This is a genomic window from Planktothrix sp. FACHB-1365 (assembly GCF_014697575.1).
In the GTDB taxonomy this organism is placed as follows: Bacteria; Cyanobacteriota; Cyanobacteriia; order Cyanobacteriales; family Microcoleaceae; genus Planktothrix.
On the sequence record NZ_JACJSC010000001.1, the window covers coordinates 136636 to 156605 of the forward strand.

Genomic DNA, 19970 nt, shown 5'->3' on the forward strand with positions numbered 1-19970 from the left:
ATGGTAAACGTCCCCCTATGTCTTCCTCAAATTTACCTCCCCATTCATCGGATTTAGAATTAGGGTTAGCGGCTTTAAAATCTAAGGATTATCAACAGGCGATCGCTATTTTACAACCGATTGCTCAATCTGAAAACCCCTCTAAATTCAAGGCGCAAGTCGGTTTAGTAATGGCTTATGAGCGAACAGGAAATACAAAATCAGCCATTACTTTATGTCGAAATTTAACCCAATGTCATCAAGAAAAAATCCAAACTTGGGCAACGGATTACTTAAAAAAACTATTAAAACGCAACCCTCCAAAATCGAATAAAACTGAATCTATTGATATCGAAAATTCTAACCCATCTGATGAAAGCCTGCCTTCAGAATTACCCCCTATTATAGAAACTGGTTTTATTCCTTTAAATCCTAACTTACAACCGACGAAGGCGAAATCTACCCTAGGAAAAGTACCCAAACCTTCCTCGATATCACCACCTCAAAAATCTCCCAGTGTTCCTGTGCCCCAAGCTCCATCTTTAAACCGAGAAAAAACTAAATCAACCTTTCAAAAACCAATTTCAAAAATTCCCCCTTCTAGTGTTAATTCTGAACCGGAAATTATTGAATCTTCTCCCGCGCCTGCGGTTCAAGAATGGCAATGGCGACAAGCCGGAAGAGCCACGAATTGGAAACAGCTTAAACCTTTACAATCAAGTCCTTTTAAACTTGAACAACTCTTAATTGCTGTGGGTTTAACTTGGTTTATACCGATTGTTTTAGCATTTATTAATAATACCTTAAATCAAATTTGGATTTGGCAACCTATTTTAAACCCTTGGCAACAATTATCCCGCCAACCTTGGCAAATTATTTTTATTCTTTTGTTTTTATTTATAGTGGGTTGGATTTGGCAAACTTCCAGATTTTTTGCTGAATTTGTATTAACGATTTTATCGATATTGTGGTTAACGCCTCATTTATTAGATAAGTTACTGGAAATTACCAATCAAGCTTTAACTTGGCTACCTTTGTTACAACCAATTCCTTTATTTTATCGTGACCCCACTCAAGGAGTTTATATCACTTTATTGATTTTATGGGTATTCTCTCCTTGGTTATGGGATGGACTACTTAAACTCAGCTATGGTTTAAAACCTTTACCCTTAACAATGTTATTTAACTATAGCCAAGAAACCAACAAACTTTTAAGGAATTACTGTCAGAAGAAAAAAATTAAATTTCCCGAAGTTAAATTATTACCGATTGATGATCCGATTATTTTTTCCTATGGAAGTTTCCGACGATTTGCTCGAATTGTTGTTAGTCAAGGATTATTAGACCAATTAACAGAAGAAGAACTAGCTGCTATTTTTGCGCGGGAAATTGCCTCGATTGGAGAATGGGATTTTGCTGTGATGTCTTTTGCTATAATCATCAGTCAAATTCCCTATTTAATTTATTGGTATTTAGCAGAATTTAGCGAAAAATTACCGCAATTAAATCTTCCCTATCCTAGGATTATTCAAAAAATAATAGAGCAAATCCTCAATGCGATCGCTACTTTTATTTGTCCTCTCTGCTATGGTTTATACAAACTTTTAAGATTCCCCTCCTTGTATTTATCCCGTCGTCGAGTTTATTATAGCGATCGCATCGCTTGTAACCTCACCGGAAATCCTAACGCTTTAACTCGCGCTTTATTAAAAATTACCATAAAATTATCTCAAACCATTCAAAACCAAGGAAAAACCGATTTTATTCTCGAAGCCTTTGATCGATTAACTCCCCTGAGTTATCAACAAGCTTTAACCTGGGGGAGTGTCACCCCTTACACCTCTCCCGACTCTTTATTTCAATGGGATTTAACCAATTCCTATACCTTTTGGCTAACCTTAAATCAATCCCATCCTCTCATCGGAGAACGATTAAAAATTCTAAGTTTTTATGCAGCTTATTGGAAATTAGAGCCGGAATTTGATCTTTCCCATCTCAACCCTCCAAAACCGCAAAAATTCGATCTTAATAATTCCCCTTTATTATTACAAGGCGCACCGTTTTTTGGGATTCCCGCAGGAATGGCAATTGGCGGAACTCTTTGGTTAATGGGGGGACTCTGTTCAATGTTAGGGCTGTGGCAATTAGAATGGCTATGGGGAGACTATTGGATTATGGCAGGTTCTATTCCAATTGGCTGTAGTTTAGGAATTTTTATTCGGACTAATCCCTTTTTTCCTGAGATTAAATCCTCTAATATTTTAAATCAACCCCACTTATCAGATTTAGTCATTAAACCTAATGCCATTCCCCTCGATAGTCAACCAATTTGTTTAACAGGTCAACTTCTGGGTCGCACCAGTTTAAAGAATACCTTTGCTCAAGATTTAATCCTACAAACGTCAACCGGAATGGTCAAACTGCATTATCTTCCCCAATGGACTCCCCTGAGCAATTTTTGGCCGAGAATCATTCAACCCCAGGAGTTAATCACCCAAACCCTTAAAGTAACGGGATGGTGGCGACGAGGGGCGACGCCTTGGATAGATGTAGACACCCTAGAAACCTCCGATCATCGAACTGTCTTACAAGGCGGACATCCCTTGTGGTCTACAATTTTAGCCTTGGGTTTTACCCTCTGGGGGGCTTATCTGGTTTCTCAAGGGGGATGGTGAAGGAAATTCACAAGAAAAATATTGCTTTTTTGCTGGATCAATGTTACATTAATTAACTTCACATTAAGCCTAACGTTACCCCTTTTGGGATAGAGTCAATTTGATCACGCCGTTGAGACAATTCACAAATTTTGCACAATCAAATGCAAAAATTTTGGTAAAACCCTAGAACTGTGTTCAAGGCTGTGCTATCTTAGAGATTGGCTCATAACGATCCGGTACTGGAATACCCATAGCAAAGGTTCTAGGTTCCATTCAATAGCCTGATTCATCCGAGGCGAAACAGCAACTTAAAAGAAATGACAAATTTTTTGTTGAATGCTGTACTCAAAAATTGGCACTCCAAAGGCAGGAAGTTAACATCCAGTGAGTTGACTTTATATGGTCTTAGCTATAGGAAGTTCAATGTATTTTTGAACACAGGAATAACAAAACGCTATAGCATCAAGTTTTGACAGATGGGAAAAAGTTTACAAGACAACCGAGCAAACCAACATTCTCTGCATGATGAATTATATATGGAGGGAATGGCAGGATTTTATCTTGAAACCGAGATGAAGTGGGTTGTTGAGTTCAATTTAAGAAACCAAAGTGCTAATTGCCTTGGGGTTAATCCTCAATTTGTGTGTTTAAACCGCACAAGTTGGGGATAATTTCGCCTATTCATTTTTCATTAATTTGGAGGTACTACTCATGTCCGTTCGTCTTTATGTTGGTAATCTTCCCAAAGAACTTGAACGCAAAGAATTACAAGAAGTCTTTGTGGAAGAAGGAGATACCGTTTCTGCTAAAGTGATAACCGATCGCAAAACGGGTAAATGTCGGGGATTTGGGTTCGTAACCGTACAAACCGATGAAATCGCCGATCAAATTGTTGAAAAATATAACGGGGTCATGTTTAGAGAAAATGCCTTAAAAATAGAAAAGGCATTACCTCGTAAAAAAGGAAAAGGGGAAGGGGTAGGCGGTAGCGAAAATGGTGGGGAAGAACAACCCCAACAACAGCAACAAGCTCCTGTTCAACAACCGGTTAAAGCAGGGAATACACCCAAAAGTGGTGGAAGCAGTGGCAGTGGCGGTGGCGGTAAAAACCGGAATAAAAAATCCAAACATTCCTCCGGTGGTTATAATTCTACTCCCAAAACCGGGGGTGATGAAGGTTTCCAACCCGATCCCCGTTGGGCTAATGAGTTAGAAAAACTAAAACAAATGTTAGCTGCCCAAGCTGCAAATCCTTAATTTTATAGGGCTTTGTTTTAATAAAAATAAACCCCCCTGAATCAATAACAATGTTGGGGGGTTTTCTCATAAAATATTGGACTTATCCCCCAAGCTTCTATAACAGTCAAAACACTCAGTTAGGACATCAATAAAACCATCAAACTAGAATAACAGGAGACTTTCTTTGCGGTTTCCTATTCCCTTCTATAACACTTTTGCCCTTAATAATGCCACAGGTAATGCCATCATTTTTCGCCATTTGGGAACATAAGCCCGCTTGCTAAAAACATCATATTCATTGCGTTCAATTTCATCTAAAATTTGCCGATAAAGCACTAACGCAGTCCAAACCGGCCAGCGAATCTCCTCACTTAAAACACTAATTCCTTTTTCCGCTTCCGCATAGAATTTTCGCGCCCTTTGAATTTCAAAGCGCATTAATTCCTGCCAACGATCATCAACAATTCCCTTAAATAAATCCTCTTCTGTATAATTAAATAAGGCTAAATCATCTAAGGGTAAATAAATCCGTCCTCGTCGCGCATCTTCCCCCACATCCCGCAGAATATTGGTGAGTTGGTTGGCAATTCCTAATGCGATCGCTTCTTGATTGGGAATTATAATTTCTGGGTTAGGATTCCAAGGGGTAATCACCGGAGGAGCAACACCCATCACCGCCGTTGACATTAACCCCACTGTTCCTGCGACCCGATAACAATACAATTCCAACTCCTCAAAAGTTTGATATCGGTTGCGGTATAAATCCATGCGTTGACCCGCAATCATATCTCGAAAGGGTTGAATATCCAGAGGGAAACGACCCAGGGTATCCACCATTGCCACATCTACATCATCCCTCGGATGCCCTGCAAATAAAGCTTCCAGGTGTTCTTCCCAACGATCTAACGTTTCCTCCGTTGTTGTTGCTGCCATTGGCCCATCGACCAACTCATCAGTCCGACGGCACCAAACATAGATCGCCCAGATCGCCCGACGCTTGGCTTCTGGCATCAATTGAGTGCCTAAATAAAATGTCTTGGCATACTCCGCAGTAACCTGACGGCAGAGTTCATAGGAGTCTTCCAGTGATGCCAGAGTTCTCATGCACGGAGATTTAGAAAGTTGTAGCATTCGTTGTTCTGCTGACCGACGATGGATGGGCTAGGAAGGAATAGGACTTGGGGAAGCAACGTTAGCCGATGGCGCAGACAAAGCCAAAAAACGATCCGAAGTCAAATCTTCTTGAATCGCCTGTGCTGTCAGCTTACCAGAAAGCACAGCCCCTTCCATACTGGCCAAATAACGCTGCATCGTGTAATCTCCAGTCAGATAGAAATTAGGAATAGGCGTTTTCTGGGATGGACGATGAGCTTGTCGCCCAGGAGTCGCTTTATAAACGGAACGCGGCGTTTTCACGACGTGGGATTTCAGCAATTTGGCGGGGTGGGGGATTTCCTCGGGAAAGAGTTTCTCCAACTCTGCCATCGTCGCTGCCACGATGTCCTCATCCGATTTACTAATCCAATCCTTTGCCGGAGCCAATACCAATTCCAGCATAGAACGGTCAGGATTGGAATACTCTTTACAGGTATTACTCATATCTGCATAGACGCTGAGTAAGGGAGAACGGGAAAACAGCAAATGGTCAACATTTGTTAACTTGCGATCAAACCACAAATGCACGTTAATCACCGGAACCCCTTCTAACCCCTCTAGCTGTTTGAAATAGTCCATGTCTTGCCAAGGTTGGGGTAACATCACCTTCAGGGGGTCAACGGGCATGGCAGAAACGTAGAGATCAGCCGTTAACACCTCATCGGAGCTATCGTTTAACCCGCGAATTAAAAACCCTTTGACGCTTCCATCTTCGTTGAGTAAAAATTCTTTAATCGGGGCATTCAGACGCACTTCTCCACCGCGTTCTGTGATGTAATCTACCAGAGGTTGACACAGCCGTTCCGTGGGAGAACCGTCTAAAAATGCCATTTTAGAACCGTTCTTTTCTTGGAGAAAACGATTTAAAGCGGTTAAAATCACCGTTGAGGATATTTCATCGGGGTTGATGAAATTTAAAGCTTTAGACATAGCAATAAAGACTTCTTTCTCAACCCTTGGCGGAACGTTGTGGAGTTTCAGCCATTCTGAGAAAGAGTATTTATCCATCTCCTCGACGTATTTTTGACCCTGGAGCATGGCGGGAATTAATCCTAAACCAAACCGAATTTTTTCCGGCCAGGTCAGCATATCATTATTACGAAGAATAGCCACTACCCCGTTAAAGGGGGCAGGGATATTAGGAAAGTCAAACCGGGAATAGGTTCCGGGTTTCTCCGGTTGGTTGAAGATCATGGAATGTTCTTTCCATTGCAGCCGATCTTCGATGTCCAGTTCTTTGAATAACTGCAACATATTGGGATAAGCCCCGAAGAAAATATGCAACCCGGTTTCGTACCAGTCGCCGTCTTCATCTTTCCAGGCTGCGACTTTCCCCCCCAAAACGTCCCGTCGTTCTAAGACGATAGGAGTGTGTCCAAGATCGGTGAGATACTTGGCACAAGCCAGTCCCGCTAAACCTGCTCCAGCGATCGCAACTCGCATCAATAACCCTTCTGAATGTTTTCTTAATGTTTTTTCTGATTATACGTTACATCTCGTTACATTTAAAGCCAACCGGGTCAAAAATTCTGGGGTGGGGGTTGAGGTTATAAGAGATTTCAGGGTGAGGCGCGCCTCACCCCTACGGGTTGGGTTCAAGGATGAGCCTTAATTAAAAGGGTAGATCAATCAGTAATTCAGGTTTAATGGGATTTAAAGGGGGATGTTCTGGATCGTCATCCCAACGGGCAGGATTTTCAACGATATATTTTATAATATGATTTAAAGCCCTTTCATCTCGGATAATTTCTTCATAATAATCTCGTTGCCAAATTAATCCTTGACCGGAATTATTACAAATTTTATTAATCAATTTAGAAACAGAAGATTTATACCAACCCACAACAGCACCCAAGGATTTTGGGGCAGCACCATGAGGTTGTTGTGTTGATTTTGCTGAGATTTCTAGTTGTGATAATGATGTCCGGTGTAGGGGCGAGGCGCGCCTCACCCCTACGGGGAATGGAGGATCTGAAAGGATTTCATGAAAGATTAAAATGCCATGAATATGATTAGGCATGATGACAAAATAATCTAATTCAACATGAGGAAATGTTTCAGGAATTTGTTGCCAAATATTGAAGGCGATCGCACCTAAAGAATTAAATCGCATTTCACCTTGAACAATATCTCCAAACAAACATTGTTTTTCTTTTGTACAAATTGTAATAAAATATCCCCCAGGCTGAGTATAATTGTATCCTTTTAAACGAATAGAACGACGATGATGAATGTTTGGATTGTAGGGCATATTAGTTTAATAAAATCACTTAGAGTAAACATCCAAATTCTACATTTTTAGTGCGATGATAGCAATCCTAAATTAATTTTAGAAACGATCATTAAGATATGAATCTAAATTCCTGTGTCAGGGTGAGGCGCGCCTCACCCCTACGATAAAATGGATTTATGATTAGGCTTTCTATAGCTCATTTAGGGTGAATTTCAGAAATTGGTAATAACAATGTTTGCTCAATCTCATCACGCACGTTAGGCGATACTTTACAACCGCTATTGAGACAATCTATCAGCAACTCATTAGCATCAGAATACTTTTTAAGCAATTTATTCTGTTCCTCGTTAAACTGCCAGTTGTAACCTATCTTGCGATACTTAATCATCAAACTTCTGTATTTTTCTGTCCAAGTTTGACCATTTTCTGATATCCACTGAGCAAATAAGAGATGATCTCTCCAATCTGGAATTTCCTGTTCAAGTTTTTGTAATGATTTCCATAGGTTAAAATTAAACCCGCACTCAGGGACAACAAAATCAGGATCGATACCGTTGTCAATGGCATGAGCGAGAGTAGCAGACAAACAAAAATCGAGTTTTAAATCAATAGGAATGATCTCAAAGTTTTCGTGAAATTCCAAATTAGAATCCAACTTAAATGCAAGTCCTAGAGAACATTCGAGATCAGGTGAAGATTTGGAAGCAGGAGCTAATGTCACATCGAAGTAAAATGCTCGAACTGCGTTTTTTTTAAAGGGAACTTGAACTGAACAAGATTTTCGATTGACCCAATACAAAAACTGCTGTAACTTTTCATCAGTTGCTAAAAGCCCATCAATGTGTCGCTTTATTAAAAATAACAGAAAGTCGGCACTTGGTAACATCTCAACAACTAATAAAAATACTTCTCTCCAGCGTTTATTATGAATTCTACTAATTAGAATTTGCCAATCATCCTGATCTGATGAATATGAATTACAATTGATTACAATTTTTTTTGCTGTGAAATACTCCTGAAACGTCAGGTGAGAGAAAGAGTAAATTTTTTGCGCCCGCTCCACCAATAACCCATGCTGCGCTTCAATTGATTTCAATACCGCCTCACTATCCAGTTGTAAAGCTTCTGGGTCATTTTGAGCATCAGGTAAATTGTGAATGTAATCAGAAATATACTGCTCTAATTCTTTCTGTTTAAAGAAATAATCACCCCGCTCAAATGTTGTTAAAGCAATTTGACTTAGTAAATCTTTTTTACGCTGTAATGATAGATTTTTGTAAACCTGATCTCGTTCTATGTTTCGTGTTTCATCCCATTTTTTTAGTAAAATATCAATTCCTTCTTCATAAAGTTCTGAACGATGAGCCGGAAATTTTAGTGAGTCTTCAAAGACTAAACAGAGTAACGTTAGAAGTAGTGGATTAGTGGCTAATTCTTGAATTCGACAATTTTGTTCAAGCTGTTCAATAAATTGTTCTGCTATAGCTGATTCTTCACCGTTAAACCATTTACCAACAAAAGTGTTAATCTGTTTTTGATCAAAATCTGCAACTTCAACTTCTGTAAATTTATCAAAATTATAGGTTTTGGCTGCAATTCTACAAGATATTACAAATTTATTTTTGTGAAACTTATCAGATAAATTACAAACTTGTTTGATTATACGATTGTTATCCTCAACTTTTACTTCATCCAAACCATCCAGTAAAATCAACAATTTACCATACTTTAATAGAATATCTATCTGTTTACCAGAAACATCATAATCATCTAGGATGTGAGTTATATATTCAAGTAAACTCGGTTTTTCTTCAATTTCTGCAAATTGCTTGAGTGTAATAAAAATTGGTACAAGTTCAGCTTTTAAATTCGCTTTATTACACTGGAAAGCTAAATGTTTTAAAAACGTGGTTTTTCCTGCTCCTGGATTACCTAATACCATCAATTTTAAGTATTTCTTAACCGCTTCTATTCCTGGTATTCGTTTATCAGTTTTTTTGCTAAGTCCAAAACGATCAAAATTTTCAGGATCAAAGTTTTGCAATAGTTCATCAATTTCATATTGTTGATGACTGTTGACACTCCCACCCCTACGCTACGCTAAGGGGTGGGATTCTCGTATCTAGCCCAGTCAAACAGAGATAGTTGAATATACTCTTGTTTAACTGTATTCATCGAGTTCAGGGGTGTGCCAAGCACCCCATGATCCAAACCGGATGAATCCATTACAGAAGCATCTCTCTTTAGGTTCAAATCACATGAGAAACCGTCCCATTGAGATAGGTTTCGTGCAGCATTAAGATCGGAATTATAGTAGTGACCATTAGGGCAATTGAAATCCTGTCGATTTCTTTTGCCAATAACACCACAAGTTGAGCAAGATTTGGATGTATATGGCGCAGGTCTTTTGATTAATTTCAATCCTTTTAGAGCCAACTTATAATTAAGCTTCTGCTCCAAAGAATAATAAGACCAATTATGTCGAGATTCACCGGAATCAGAACGAGATTTCTGGTTCTGTTTCATTGTATTTCGACAACCTTCCAAATCTTCAATCACAACATCAGCGTTATGGTATTCGGCAAAACGAATAATTCGACGACTGACGGTATGGTTAATTGCATCCATCCATCGTCGTTCTTTTTTGTCCCATTTTTTTAAAGCTCGAAACTTTTTAGCTTCTTGAAGTTGTTTTCTTCGTTGTTGAAAATAACGTCTTCGATGCTTAACACTGTGACCTTTAAAGAACTTACCAAAACCCTGTTGAGGTGCAACTACCGCTAAATTATTCTGTCCTCGGTCACACCCTAATCTTTTCTCTGTCTCAACTTCTGGAACATCCTCGGTAATTGACAGATAGGCATACCATTTATTTCGATGTTTGATCAATTTAAAAGAACCTCCTTGAATTATCCCCTTCAGTAGTCCGCCTAAAACGGGTTGCCAATGGGGAGATGCGACTTCAATAGGGATTCTTTTTTCACCTTTGAGGGTTGGAAAACTAATTGAATAGGTATTCCCTTTTAAAGTCAACTTCCAGTTTTGGTTATTGACTTCTACTGGAAGAACTTTATATTGTTTAGTCTTACGACCTGTGGGTGATGTGGTATGTCGGATTACTTGGTTAACCAAGGCAGATTTTAACTCGGACATGATTTTAGCTGTTGTCATTTTACGCCGTTCTTTAATCGGCAATAACAACAACTTATTGGCAATCCGTGTGTTTTCCTCCGTCATTTGCTCAAACATCTGAGCTTTACAACGGTTGAGATCCACGAATTTCAATTTAATCGTCCGAGTTATTTGTACCATGCTAACCATGATAACATAGGGTTGTTGAATTGTGTTTATCGACAATAATGAAAAATCAATACAAAAGAAAAAACACATCAGTTAGCCTGATTAACTATCATTTTGTCTTTTGCCCAAAAAGGCGAAAAAGGGTATTGGTCAACGAAGTCGGCAGAAGATTGGAGGAAATTATCTACCAAAAAGCAAAAGAGCTAGAATGTGATATTCTAGCTCTGGAAATAATGCCCGACCATGTGCATTTATTCATTAGTTGCCACCCTTTGATTGCTCCATATCAAATTATGTTCAGAATCAAAGGAGCATCATCAAGAATATTGAGAAAAGAATTTCCTCATTTACTTAAACTACCTTCTTTATGGAGTCGGAGCTATTATTGTGGGACGGCTGGTTCTGTTTCTAGTGAAACTATCAAAAAATATATTGCTAACCAAAACTCTCATTAACCTTCACTCCGCCTAAAGGCGGGTATTCTACATCCCACGCTTGAAAGACGTGGGCTTTGAATACGGTTGTTGTAATTTTTTCCAGAACATTAACGTTAGTGTAAAGGTCACTGACATCAATGGGTTGTGACATCGTAAGCACTCGCATTGTACCACATTGATCTTGAATTATTTCATAACACTTCTGGCGGACTTCTTGCACTAAATCATTTAGCTCATCCTCTGACAGATTATTAAAATTTGCAGAGTCAGAAACCTTAAATTTCTGATACTCAGTAGTTAGAAAATTGAGCAAGCGACCATATTTACCTGGGCCTTTACCATTAATACTAAACTTCTTGTAAACATGACTCATTCGAGTGCGAAGTGCCGTATCAGAAATATGAAGTTCTGTTGCTATCTCTAATTCTGTCTTTTTACTGTTAAACCAGATTACAAAAGCATCCTCTTGCTCTGGTGAAAGATCATATTTACGAGCCATTTCAATTAAAAACTCACGGGGTAGCGACATTAACCAATTTCTCCATAGCTTGAAAGCAAATCCAGTCTCTCTAATCTAGCCTAAAACTATAGTTAAGACTACTCTAATATTACTGATTCGGGAATAAGAATAATATTAAAGAGCAGCCTAAAATTGAAGATTGTAGATAAGTCAGCCTAAGTCAGTCTAAGTCAGCGTTAACTTGAGAGTTATCTCCAAAAGAAAATTGCGACATTGAATTTAGCAATTTTTTGGAGATGGTTTTTATGAAAAGAACCTACATTAATGGACAGTTTTGCTACCAAGACGAAAAAGGAATCCGGCTACCATCCGTTACCACCATACTGAAGGCTACACAACCGATTGAGTCTGTAGCTGCTCTCTCTAATTGGCGCAATAAGGTAGGAAATACAGAAGCAAATCGTATGGCTTCAATGGGTCGTCGCCGAGGAAAATTATTGCATCAATGGGTTAAGGATTATTTACAAGGGTTATCTCCTGTTGCTGATAGCTCAATTCAACCTTATTGTTATAGTCTGAAATCCGTTTTAGAGAAACTCAGCGATGTACAGTTAATTGAGACAGTTGTGCCAAATTATGTCGAAGGATATGCTGGGAAAGTTGATTTAGTTGCTCGTTATCAAGATGTTCCCTGTATTATTGAATTGACAACGGCTGAACAACCGAAACAGCAAATCAGAAAACTTTATGATAAGCCATTACAACTGGTTGCTTATGGAGGTGCAATTAATCGCTATTATAGAGATAGTTTGTTTGGTTCTAAGATTGTTAACGGTTTGATTATTGTTGCGCTTCGGGATCAAGATGCAGAAGAATTTATGATAGAAAGGGAACAATTGATTATTTATTGGCAGGAATGGTTACAACGGTTGGAAAAGTATGTTAAAAAAGCTGCCTGATCAATGATTTTCTCTGTCTTTACTCTTTCTGACCTCAATAGAAAATATCCCTGATGACTTTCCCTAGGGATGGGTTCAAGTTAACCTAAAATATCCTAAAACCCACCCCTAAAAGATTAGTTTACCCCATAGCTGAACGTCCTTGTTTTCCTAATTTAAAGAATACAAAATAACCTAAACACAGAATATAAAATGCTAAACCCACTAAAGCTAAAAAGCCTAAAAATTGCTCAGTTAAGTTGGGATGAAAGGTTGCTTTATATAACCAAGGGGGATCTAACCATACCCGACAATTTGGATCGGCTAATAATTCTTTTTGACCTTTAAAAAATGCACAATGTAAGAAAGGAATGAAAGCGATCGCACCTAAACTATTATAAACGGTCACAGCCCACCGCCAAGCCGTAAAAACTAACTTGAGGGCTGAAGCGGGCATTTCTGAAACTTCTTCATTGAGATCCGCCCAAAACCAAAGGCTAATCGGAATTAAAATCCGTGCCATAATTGAGGAAAGAAAACTAATCGGTAGAGCCGCGATCATTAAATACACGGTAATCATTAACAAACTAGCAACACGCCAATAGATAACCATTAACCGTTGAATCGCTTCTACTTTCCCAACAAACGCCCAAATTGAGATCACTAACGGCAGGATAACTGTAAAGATAACCGCTAATCGATAATCCATCCAGACGAACGGTTGAATCCAAGGAGATTGTACAGCCAGTAAAGGATTGAACATTCTGAATCATCAAACCCAATATTATAAAAATTAAGCAACTGGGTTAACTCTAGTTAAATCCCAGTTGCTTATCAATCAGCAAACTTTAGAGAAGAGTTCTTCCCTGATGAAATGGTTGATTAATCTTCATAAAGCCGACATTCAGCCGCATCGGGGTTATCGTCGCAATAAACTTGGAAAGAGGTTTTAGGTTTGTCTTGTTTTTGGTGTGAAGCTTCAGCTTGTAATTCTTCCACAGCATCCCAAGCTGCCGCACATTCTTTAGAAGTGGCGCCGCTAACATCGCAGACTGCACGCGCTTCTTCCAGTTCTTTTTCGATGAGTTCGTTGATGTTGTTCATAAACCTTTCGTTAAATCCAATCTACTAAGTACAGGTTCTAATCCCACTTTAGAACATTAAGCAAGGGTTACTCACTGTGTCCATTGTACTGCCCAGTGCAGCTAAAGTCTGGATTTCCCCCCTCACTGTAATACATCAGCCTTAATCTAACCACAACTTCAAGCTGGATTTTTTAAGATTTGCTGACGTTGAACCAATTGTGTTACAGATCAATAAATTATGCCAGATTGGGTCACTCTTTGACATTGGCAACCCTTGAGTTAACCCAGATGGCAACGGTCAGAAATAGTGTATCTGCTGTATTTCTACACAATCTGCTATCTTAACACAAGAGAGCAGACTATTCAGGGAGGGCGAAAATGGCAGAATCGACAACCAAACCGATGCGCTGGGTTAGTGCTTTATCCCAACGTCCTTCATTAGAAGCGGCGATTAAGGAAGTCGTGGAACTAGCTCAAGATCACCTGCGCGCTTCTCCAGATTTAGGCTTAGTCTTTATTTCCTCTGCCTTTGCGAGTGACTATTCCAGATTGATGCCGTTACTCCAAGAACAGCTTTGTCTTCCCACTTTGATTGGTTGTGGTGCTGGGGGGGTTGTGGGGATGAATTCTAGGCATCAAGCTCAAGAAATCGAGGGAGAACCTGCTCTCAGTTTGATGTTGGCCCATTTGCCTGATGTTAAAGTTCATCCGTTTCATATATCGGCTGACGATTTACCGGATTTGGATAGTCCCCCGGATCAGTGGGTGGAATTAATTGGGGTAAAACCGGAAGATCAGCCACAATTTATTGTGTTAGTTGATCCGTATTTCGGTCAAATCAATGATTTTTTGCAAGGTTTAGATTATGCCTATCCGGGTTCGGTGAAAGTGGGAGGACTGGCCAGTACGGGTGTCATGGGAGGAACAACGGGAGTGTTTTGTGGTTCCCGACGGTACTCGGAAGAAATTGTCGGTTTAGCCTTGCACGGAAATATTGTGATTGAAACCATTGTCGCCCAAGGTTGCCGTCCCATTGGCCATCCCTATCGAGTCACCCAAGGGGAACGCAATATTGTCTTAGAAGTGGAAACTCAAGCAGAGGATGGGGATTTGGAAATGGCTTCTTCTGGGGTATCCGTGCGTTTATCCCCCTTAGAAGCGTTGCAAGACCTCGTACAGGACTTAAACGAAGAAGATCGACAACTTGCTCAAAATTCCCTGTTTGTTGGGGTTGTGCGGGATGAATTTAAACAAAAATTAGAACCGGGAGATTTTTTAATCCGTAATTTAATTGGGGTTGATCCGAGGGCCGGGGCCATTGCCATTGGCGATCGCGTTCGTCCAGGACAACGGATTCAATTTCACCTGCGCGATTCTCGCACCTCCGCAGAAGATTTAGAATTGTTAATGGAACGCTATCAACGACAAGCTTCTTCTTTTCCCGAAGAACTGACTAATGCGGCGGCGTTAATGTTTTCCTGTTTAGGACGGGGAGAGGGACTTTATGGGGAACCTAACTTTGATTCTGAACTCTTCCGACGGTATTTGAACATTCCTCTGAGTGGCTTTTTCTGTAATGGTGAGATTGGCCCTGTTGGAAATGGAACATTTTTGCATGGTTATACCTCGGTCTTTGGCATTTGTCGGCAAAGGAAAAATTAACCTTTCTACGATGATCACAAGAGGAATAAAGAGTTGTACCAACCTATCGAGTAAAAACTCAGTTTTTAAAATTTATGAAGCGAAATTCAGAGCATCTTTTAGCCTTGGAGCAATTATTTAAAGTCGGCATTGATCGGACTGATTCGATGCTAGAAACAATTACTCGCTCCCCGATAAAATTAAAATTACTTTCTTTGGATCTATTCCCCCCCCAGCATTTGACGCTTCAACTGGAAAAACAGTTAGGTTCAACGGATCTCAAGGCAATGGAATTGGTATTTACAGGAGAGTTTCAAGGGAATAGTCAACTCATGTTTCCTAAATCCACTGCCGGGATGTTAATTGATTTAATTGACAATCAAGAGCGGCGAAAATTAGATAAAGATGTGTTTGAAAAAGCCATTTTTAGTGAAGTTGGTAATATTTTTTATAATGGGATTATGGGAGTCATTAGCACCTTATGTGAATATGGAATTACTTATATGATTCCTAAATATAAAGAAGGAAATGTCAGACAATTACTCTTAGGAACGTTATCTCCTAAATATTCACTAGCCCTTATTGGAACAGTTCAAACGTTCCCCGACCGCAATCTTGTTTTCTGGTTTCAATTTGATACCTTAGATAAATTGTTAGCCCAAAGCAGTAATCTTTCAGATTATTTTGATGTTTAAGGGAATTACGAATTACGAATTACGAATTACGAATTACGAATTACGAACAGGGAACAGGGAACAGGGAACAGGAAAGAAATTTTAACTTTTATTTCCTGAGTCCTGAACTTTTTTTAGGATAAAGTTAACTGAGCAAAATTATCAATCTGATCCGTTGCACTAAATCCTTCAAAGTAACGGCGAACAGTCGGTGGAAACACTTCAAAGTTAAATTGAGCATCTCCGTTAGCAATATCTGCCCAAAAATAGCGGAGATGAGGAACTAATTTCTCAGCTTCTTGAACGGTTAATTTTAAGGGTGGATTTGTTAATAATTTCATCATAAAAGGAAAGGAACGCTCACCCATCCATTCTCTTGATTTTAACGGTAAATCCGGCCAATCTTCAACGGCTGTAATCCGATGGGATTCTATTTTTAATACAGGTTTCCCTTGAGCATTTGTATTTACATGAATCACTCGATAAGGATGGGGATAACTAACTAATGATCCCGTTGTAATATCATAAATTCCTTGCCATTGAGCAATATCTTGGACGTGCAAATGTCCGGTAAAAACTAACTGCACTCCGGCTTGTTTTAATAAATTCAAAAACCGAGGCGCGTTTTCTAACATATACCGTCGTCCCAACGGATTTGTCGCTTGTCCCGGTAAATGTTCAATCACATTATGATGAATCATCACGAAAACCAATTGATTTTTGACTTGGGATAATACCTGTTCTAGCCACTCTAACTGTTCTTCTCGTAAACAGCCAATTTGATTACCGTTGGCATCAAAATGATTGGAATTTAATCCGATTAATTGTAAACCGGGTAAAATTTCCTGGGTATAATCTAAACCTTGAGTTTGTTGATATCCAAAGGAACGATAATACTGAGGAAATTCGTGAAAACCAATTAAATTTTTCTGACTTTCTAAAGCAGGAAGATCATGATTTCCGGGAATAACATAAACTGGGTAGGGAAGCTGGCTTAACCGTTGACTTAACCATTGATGATTGTCTCGTTCTCCATGTTGGGTTAAGTCTCCAGGTAAGAGGAGAAAATCTAAATCTAACTGTCCTAAATGCTCTAATACCAGTTCTAAAGCAGGAATACTCACTTCAACTAAATGAAAGCGATTGGGATGATCCCAAATGGTCTGGGGTAGGGCAATATGCAAATCACTGACAACGGCAAATTTAAAATTTAAGCTCATAAAGAAATCAGTACAAAGGGAAATAAAAAGGCATTGCTTAACACCAAAATTGACCGGATTAGGGTATGAGATAACCGGAATCAATGTGTTTCATGAGATTGATTTTGTAAATCGGCTTTGATATCTTTATTAAAAGAATATAGCGAAATTAACGGGGGTTTTTAAAGTATATTAAGAATTTTAATATTTACGTTACATTTCTTGATATATTCACGACGATTTGTTTGAGTAAAAATCTCTATCTTGTTGAAGGATTGGGATTAAAGTTTTTATATTTTTTCTTTATATAAATAAAATAAGACGAGATCTTCATCCTTGAAAAAAGTTCATTGTAACGACAATCTGTATTTTTGAATACAGAAAAATGATTGTTTTTCTGAATGTCAATCTGTATATATACTCATTTTTAACATAAGTCTAAAAAGTGTTGAAATTCTTTAAGAAGTGTAATACAATCTTTAAATAATTGTTAAAGATTTTTTAGCAGTATACCGATGCACAAGGACTATTACGGCTTATTAATCTCCGCGCTAAGTGTCCGTCATCGCTGGAAATGGCAAATTATTCTTCCTTATGGCGGGTATTTGACCTCCAGCGAAGACTATTCATCTGCCGAAGATGCTCTCAGTGGCGGAAAATGTTGGGTAGAACGAGAGTCAACCTTTAATGCAATTAATAGCTGTTTGGCTCAGTTTTATAGCGCGGGTGTGCTCAATCCTTCGGAATATAGTAGTTTAATGGATTCTCTGCGGGGTATTACTCAACGCTGTTAATTTGAGCCTCCAGTTGTTGAATTTGAGAGTGCCAAGTTTCTAAACAGGAGGGAATTTCTTCCAAGGTCACGACCTCTAATAAATAGTTTAAATAACGCTTAAGTGTAATCCCGTGAGATTCTGGATAATCAGCACAACAATCGGAAATCATTACAGTTAAAAATCCCAATTGAGCGGTTGAAGCGGCGGTAAACAAAACGCACACAGAAGTCGCTAATCCGGCGGTGAGTAAAAATCGTTTGCCACTTGTCTGAAGATAATCAATCAGTTGGGTATTTTGACATCCATCTAAAGTGTATTTTTCAAAGACTTTTTCCCCTGGAATTTCCCGCGCCCAATCTAATCCCTCAGCACCGGAGGTTCCTCGAATACAAATCGCACGTTCTCTCAAACGATATCGCGGTAGCCAATTAGAACCATCCGGTTCAAAGACTTCGCGTAAATGAATCACTTCTAGTTCTTCTTGGCGACAAAAGTTGAGCAGGCGACGAATCTTGTTTGGAAATTCGGGAAAAGCTGCTTGGAGTTGAGGTTCCCAAAAATCATTTTGAACATCAATTAAAAGCAGTGCAAAGGGTTGCCATTTATCAGAAAAATTAAGTCTCATAAACAAATAAAAGGTAAAAGTTTAAAACAAGCAAATAGATTCGGGAGAAACGGGACATTCTTTTTTTGAAAGAGGATTTCCAATTAAATTCAGTTCTTTTAACTGGTTTAAATTGGATAAAGATTTGACTTCGGAAATCTTATTTTTTTGTAAGGAAACTGTGTTTAAATTTGATAGAGAAGAGAGGAAATTTAAACTGTTAATTTGATTTTGGCTTAAATCTAAAGTTTTAAGAGCTTTTAAGGAAGAGATAGACTTAATATCAATAATTTGATTTTGGTTTGCGTTTAAATCCGTTAAATTGGTTAAAGATGCTAACGGGTCAAGGGTTTTAATTTGATTCAAACCAATATTAAGTTGAGTCAAATTTGTTAAAGGGGAGAGGGGTTTTAATTCAGATATTTGATTTTGGCTTACATCGAGAACAACTAAATTTTTTAAGGAAGATAGAGGAGTCAGGTTAGAAATTTGATTATCATTGAGATAAAGTTCTTGAAGGTTGGTTAAGTTGGATAAAGGACTAATATCTTGAATATTATTAGATGTAAGGTACAGTTTATTTAATTGGGTTAGAGTTGCTAAAAAATTTAAGCTTGAAATTTGATTTGCGTTTAACGCTAGAATTTTGAGGTTAGTTAAGGATTCTAAAGAAGGAATCGTGATAATTTTATTAGATTTAATATAAAGTTCAGTCAGTTGGGTTAAATTTTCTAAGAAACTCAAGTTAGAAATTTGATTAGAGTTTAAATACAGTTTATTTAACTGAGTTAAGGAGGATAAGGCTTGAATATCTTTAATTTGAGTGGAATCTAAGTGCAGTTCTGTTAAGTTTTTTAAAGGGGTTAAAGCCCGAATATCCCCCAGGGGATTTGAATCTAAATGCAGTTCTTTTAAACGGGTTAACTTTGCTAAAGGGCTGAGATTAGCAATTTGATTGGTAAACAGTTGAAGTCGTGTCAGCTGAGTTAATGTATTTAAGGGACTCAGATCAGAAATTTGATTTTTAAATAATGCTAGGTCGGTAAGATTAGTTAAATTAGATAAGAAAGTCAGATCAGAAATTTGATTAACACTGAGATCTAATTGAGTTAGCTGGGTTAAGGAGGATAACGGACGAATATCAACAATTTGGTTAGCACTCAAATGCAGTTGGGTTAAATCAGTTAGGGTAGAAAGCGGAGTTAAATCAGAAATTTGATTAGAGTTTAAATTTAGGGTTTTCAGACTCACTAAAAATTCAAGGGGAGTTAGGTCAGAAATATAAGTATTACTGAGATCGAGTTCGGTCAGATTTAATAAAGTTTGATTCGCTTGTAAACAATCAGTAGTCTCTAATTTTTTTAATAATTCATGAATAGTTTTTGCGACTTCTGAGGAAAGATTAGAGCGATTTTTACATAAATTTGTGAAATCTTGAACTTCAGGGGTTATTGAGGGAGAAGAACTAGAGGAAACGGGTTCAAACCCTTGAGAAATCACAGCACAATTGGATAATCCCAAGGTCAGTATAATTCCTACAGGGAATAACCTCGATAAAATAGGGATTAAGATCATAGAAATTTTGGGGTTTCT

General features: G+C 38.5%; 19 protein-coding genes. 8 read left to right on the forward strand and 11 right to left on the reverse strand.

The window, feature by feature from the left end; genetic code table 11:
* Nucleotides 1–17 precede the first annotated feature (17 nt).
* The 3 genes from H6G57_RS00595 (at nt 18) to H6G57_RS00605 (ending at nt 3893) form a co-directional block, all read left to right on the forward strand.
* On the forward strand, nt 18–2654 hold the full coding sequence (locus tag H6G57_RS00595) for a M48 family metalloprotease (protein WP_190515187.1): 2637 nt from the start codon (nt 18–20) through the stop codon (nt 2652–2654).
* A gap of 458 nt (nt 2655–3112) precedes the next feature.
* Complete coding sequence (locus tag H6G57_RS00600) at nt 3113–3307, forward strand: hypothetical protein (protein WP_190515189.1); 195 nt, start codon at nt 3113–3115, stop codon at nt 3305–3307.
* 40 nt (nt 3308–3347) lie between these two features.
* Nucleotides 3348–3893: an RNA-binding protein gene (locus H6G57_RS00605; protein ID WP_190515191.1), complete on the forward strand. Its 546-nt coding sequence runs from the start codon at nt 3348–3350 to the stop codon at nt 3891–3893.
* Nucleotides 3894–4079: 186 nt separating this feature from the next.
* Here H6G57_RS00605 and crtB read toward each other — a convergent pair whose 3' ends face one another.
* The 5 genes from crtB to H6G57_RS00630 all read right to left on the reverse strand — a co-directional run bounded on the left by crtB (nt 4080) and on the right by H6G57_RS00630 (nt 10575).
* Nucleotides 4080–5006 (reverse strand): 15-cis-phytoene synthase CrtB, encoded by a 927-nt coding sequence (gene crtB / locus H6G57_RS00610; RefSeq protein WP_190515193.1) that lies wholly within the window; start codon nt 5004–5006, stop codon nt 4080–4082.
* A gap of 30 nt (nt 5007–5036) precedes the next feature.
* Entirely contained in the window at nt 5037–6473 is a 1437-nt protein-coding gene (gene pds / locus H6G57_RS00615; RefSeq protein WP_190515194.1) for a 15-cis-phytoene desaturase, read from the reverse strand.
* Nucleotides 6474–6642: 169 nt separating this feature from the next.
* Nucleotides 6643–7281 (reverse strand): transposase, encoded by a 639-nt coding sequence (locus H6G57_RS00620; protein ID WP_190515196.1) that lies wholly within the window; start codon nt 7279–7281, stop codon nt 6643–6645.
* A gap of 178 nt (nt 7282–7459) precedes the next feature.
* Nucleotides 7460–9307, reverse strand: a complete 1848-nt coding sequence (locus H6G57_RS00625) for an NACHT domain-containing NTPase (protein ID WP_190515197.1) — start codon at nt 9305–9307, stop codon at nt 7460–7462.
* Nucleotides 9308–9363: 56 nt separating this feature from the next.
* The gene (locus H6G57_RS00630) at nt 9364–10575 is read right to left on the reverse strand and encodes an RNA-guided endonuclease TnpB family protein (RefSeq protein ID WP_190515198.1); all 1212 of its coding nucleotides are present in this window, start codon (nt 10573–10575) and stop codon (nt 9364–9366) included.
* Nucleotides 10576–10622: 47 nt separating this feature from the next.
* On the opposite strand from H6G57_RS00630, the gene tnpA reads away from it, so the two are divergent.
* Nucleotides 10623–11018: an IS200/IS605 family transposase gene (gene tnpA / locus H6G57_RS00635; protein WP_190515199.1), complete on the forward strand. Its 396-nt coding sequence runs from the start codon at nt 10623–10625 to the stop codon at nt 11016–11018.
* Here the strand turns inward: tnpA and H6G57_RS00640 are convergent.
* The gene (locus H6G57_RS00640; RefSeq protein WP_190515200.1) at nt 10999–11529 is read right to left on the reverse strand and encodes a hypothetical protein; all 531 of its coding nucleotides are present in this window, start codon (nt 11527–11529) and stop codon (nt 10999–11001) included. The two genes, tnpA and H6G57_RS00640, sit on opposite strands and share 20 nt — an antisense overlap.
* Before the next feature lie 236 nt (nt 11530–11765).
* Here H6G57_RS00640 and H6G57_RS00645 point away from each other — a divergent pair, with 236 nt between their 5' ends.
* Nucleotides 11766–12419 (forward strand): exonuclease, encoded by a 654-nt coding sequence (locus tag H6G57_RS00645; protein WP_190515201.1) that lies wholly within the window; start codon nt 11766–11768, stop codon nt 12417–12419.
* Between the two features lie 121 nt (nt 12420–12540).
* Here H6G57_RS00645 and H6G57_RS00650 read toward each other — a convergent pair whose 3' ends face one another.
* Together H6G57_RS00650 and H6G57_RS00655 are read right to left on the reverse strand one after the other, a co-directional pair.
* Nucleotides 12541–13161, reverse strand: coding sequence for a DUF3177 family protein (locus H6G57_RS00650; RefSeq protein ID WP_190515202.1), 621 nt, complete (start codon nt 13159–13161; stop codon nt 12541–12543).
* 119 nt (nt 13162–13280) lie between these two features.
* The gene (locus H6G57_RS00655) at nt 13281–13502 is read right to left on the reverse strand and encodes a Calvin cycle protein CP12 (RefSeq protein WP_190515204.1); all 222 of its coding nucleotides are present in this window, start codon (nt 13500–13502) and stop codon (nt 13281–13283) included.
* A gap of 383 nt (nt 13503–13885) precedes the next feature.
* Between H6G57_RS00655 and H6G57_RS00660 the strand changes: the two genes are divergently transcribed.
* Nucleotides 13886–15145, forward strand: coding sequence for an FIST N-terminal domain-containing protein (locus tag H6G57_RS00660; protein WP_190516249.1), 1260 nt, complete (start codon nt 13886–13888; stop codon nt 15143–15145).
* 74 nt (nt 15146–15219) lie between these two features.
* Nucleotides 15220–15819, forward strand: a complete 600-nt coding sequence (locus tag H6G57_RS00665; protein WP_190515205.1) for a hypothetical protein — start codon at nt 15220–15222, stop codon at nt 15817–15819.
* 113 nt (nt 15820–15932) lie between these two features.
* Here the strand turns inward: H6G57_RS00665 and H6G57_RS00670 are convergent, their stop codons facing one another.
* Complete coding sequence (locus H6G57_RS00670) at nt 15933–17018, reverse strand: metallophosphoesterase (protein ID WP_190515207.1); 1086 nt, start codon at nt 17016–17018, stop codon at nt 15933–15935.
* A 494-nt stretch (nt 17019–17512) separates the two neighbouring features.
* Here H6G57_RS00670 and H6G57_RS00675 point away from each other — a divergent pair, with 494 nt between their 5' ends.
* A complete protein-coding gene (locus H6G57_RS00675) occupies nt 17513–17791 on the forward strand; it encodes a hypothetical protein (RefSeq protein WP_072718405.1) in 279 nt (92 codons plus the stop codon).
* Here the strand turns inward: H6G57_RS00675 and H6G57_RS00680 are convergent.
* Nucleotides 17775–18398 carry a cysteine hydrolase family protein gene (locus H6G57_RS00680; RefSeq protein ID WP_190515208.1) on the reverse strand — a complete coding sequence of 208 codons (624 nt, stop codon included), beginning with the start codon at nt 18396–18398 and terminating at the stop codon, nt 17775–17777. The genes H6G57_RS00675 and H6G57_RS00680 overlap by 17 nt on opposite strands.
* Before the next feature lie 21 nt (nt 18399–18419).
* On the reverse strand, nt 18420–19952 hold the full coding sequence (locus H6G57_RS00685) for a leucine-rich repeat domain-containing protein (RefSeq protein ID WP_190515210.1): 1533 nt from the start codon (nt 19950–19952) through the stop codon (nt 18420–18422).
* Between the last annotated feature and the right edge of the window lie 18 nt (nt 19953–19970).

Bases quoted from the DNA above. Each gene is read 5' to 3' on its own strand.
- H6G57_RS00595 (WP_190515187.1), top strand. From the start codon at position 18: ATGTCTTCCTCAAATTTACCTCCCCATTCATCGGATTTAGAATTAGGG.
- H6G57_RS00600 (WP_190515189.1), top strand. From the start codon at position 3,113: ATGGGAAAAAGTTTACAAGACAACCGAGCAAACCAACATTCTCTGCAT.
- H6G57_RS00605 (WP_190515191.1), top strand. From the start codon at position 3,348: ATGTCCGTTCGTCTTTATGTTGGTAATCTTCCCAAAGAACTTGAACGC.
- crtB (WP_190515193.1), bottom strand. From the start codon at position 5,006: ATGCTACAACTTTCTAAATCTCCGTGCATGAGAACTCTGGCATCACTG.
- pds (WP_190515194.1), bottom strand. From the start codon at position 6,473: ATGCGAGTTGCGATCGCTGGAGCAGGTTTAGCGGGACTGGCTTGTGCC.
- H6G57_RS00620 (WP_190515196.1), bottom strand. From the start codon at position 7,281: ATGCCCTACAATCCAAACATTCATCATCGTCGTTCTATTCGTTTAAAA.
- H6G57_RS00630 (WP_190515198.1), bottom strand. From the start codon at position 10,575: ATGGTACAAATAACTCGGACGATTAAATTGAAATTCGTGGATCTCAAC.
- tnpA (WP_190515199.1), top strand. From the start codon at position 10,623: ATGAAAAATCAATACAAAAGAAAAAACACATCAGTTAGCCTGATTAAC.
- H6G57_RS00640 (WP_190515200.1), bottom strand. From the start codon at position 11,529: ATGTCGCTACCCCGTGAGTTTTTAATTGAAATGGCTCGTAAATATGAT.
- H6G57_RS00645 (WP_190515201.1), top strand. From the start codon at position 11,766: ATGAAAAGAACCTACATTAATGGACAGTTTTGCTACCAAGACGAAAAA.
- H6G57_RS00650 (WP_190515202.1), bottom strand. From the start codon at position 13,161: ATGTTCAATCCTTTACTGGCTGTACAATCTCCTTGGATTCAACCGTTC.
- H6G57_RS00655 (WP_190515204.1), bottom strand. From the start codon at position 13,502: ATGAACAACATCAACGAACTCATCGAAAAAGAACTGGAAGAAGCGCGT.
- H6G57_RS00660 (WP_190516249.1), top strand. From the start codon at position 13,886: ATGCGCTGGGTTAGTGCTTTATCCCAACGTCCTTCATTAGAAGCGGCG.
- H6G57_RS00665 (WP_190515205.1), top strand. From the start codon at position 15,220: ATGAAGCGAAATTCAGAGCATCTTTTAGCCTTGGAGCAATTATTTAAA.
- H6G57_RS00670 (WP_190515207.1), bottom strand. From the start codon at position 17,018: ATGAGCTTAAATTTTAAATTTGCCGTTGTCAGTGATTTGCATATTGCC.
- H6G57_RS00675 (WP_072718405.1), top strand. From the start codon at position 17,513: ATGCACAAGGACTATTACGGCTTATTAATCTCCGCGCTAAGTGTCCGT.
- H6G57_RS00680 (WP_190515208.1), bottom strand. From the start codon at position 18,398: ATGAGACTTAATTTTTCTGATAAATGGCAACCCTTTGCACTGCTTTTA.
- H6G57_RS00685 (WP_190515210.1), bottom strand. From the start codon at position 19,952: ATGATCTTAATCCCTATTTTATCGAGGTTATTCCCTGTAGGAATTATA.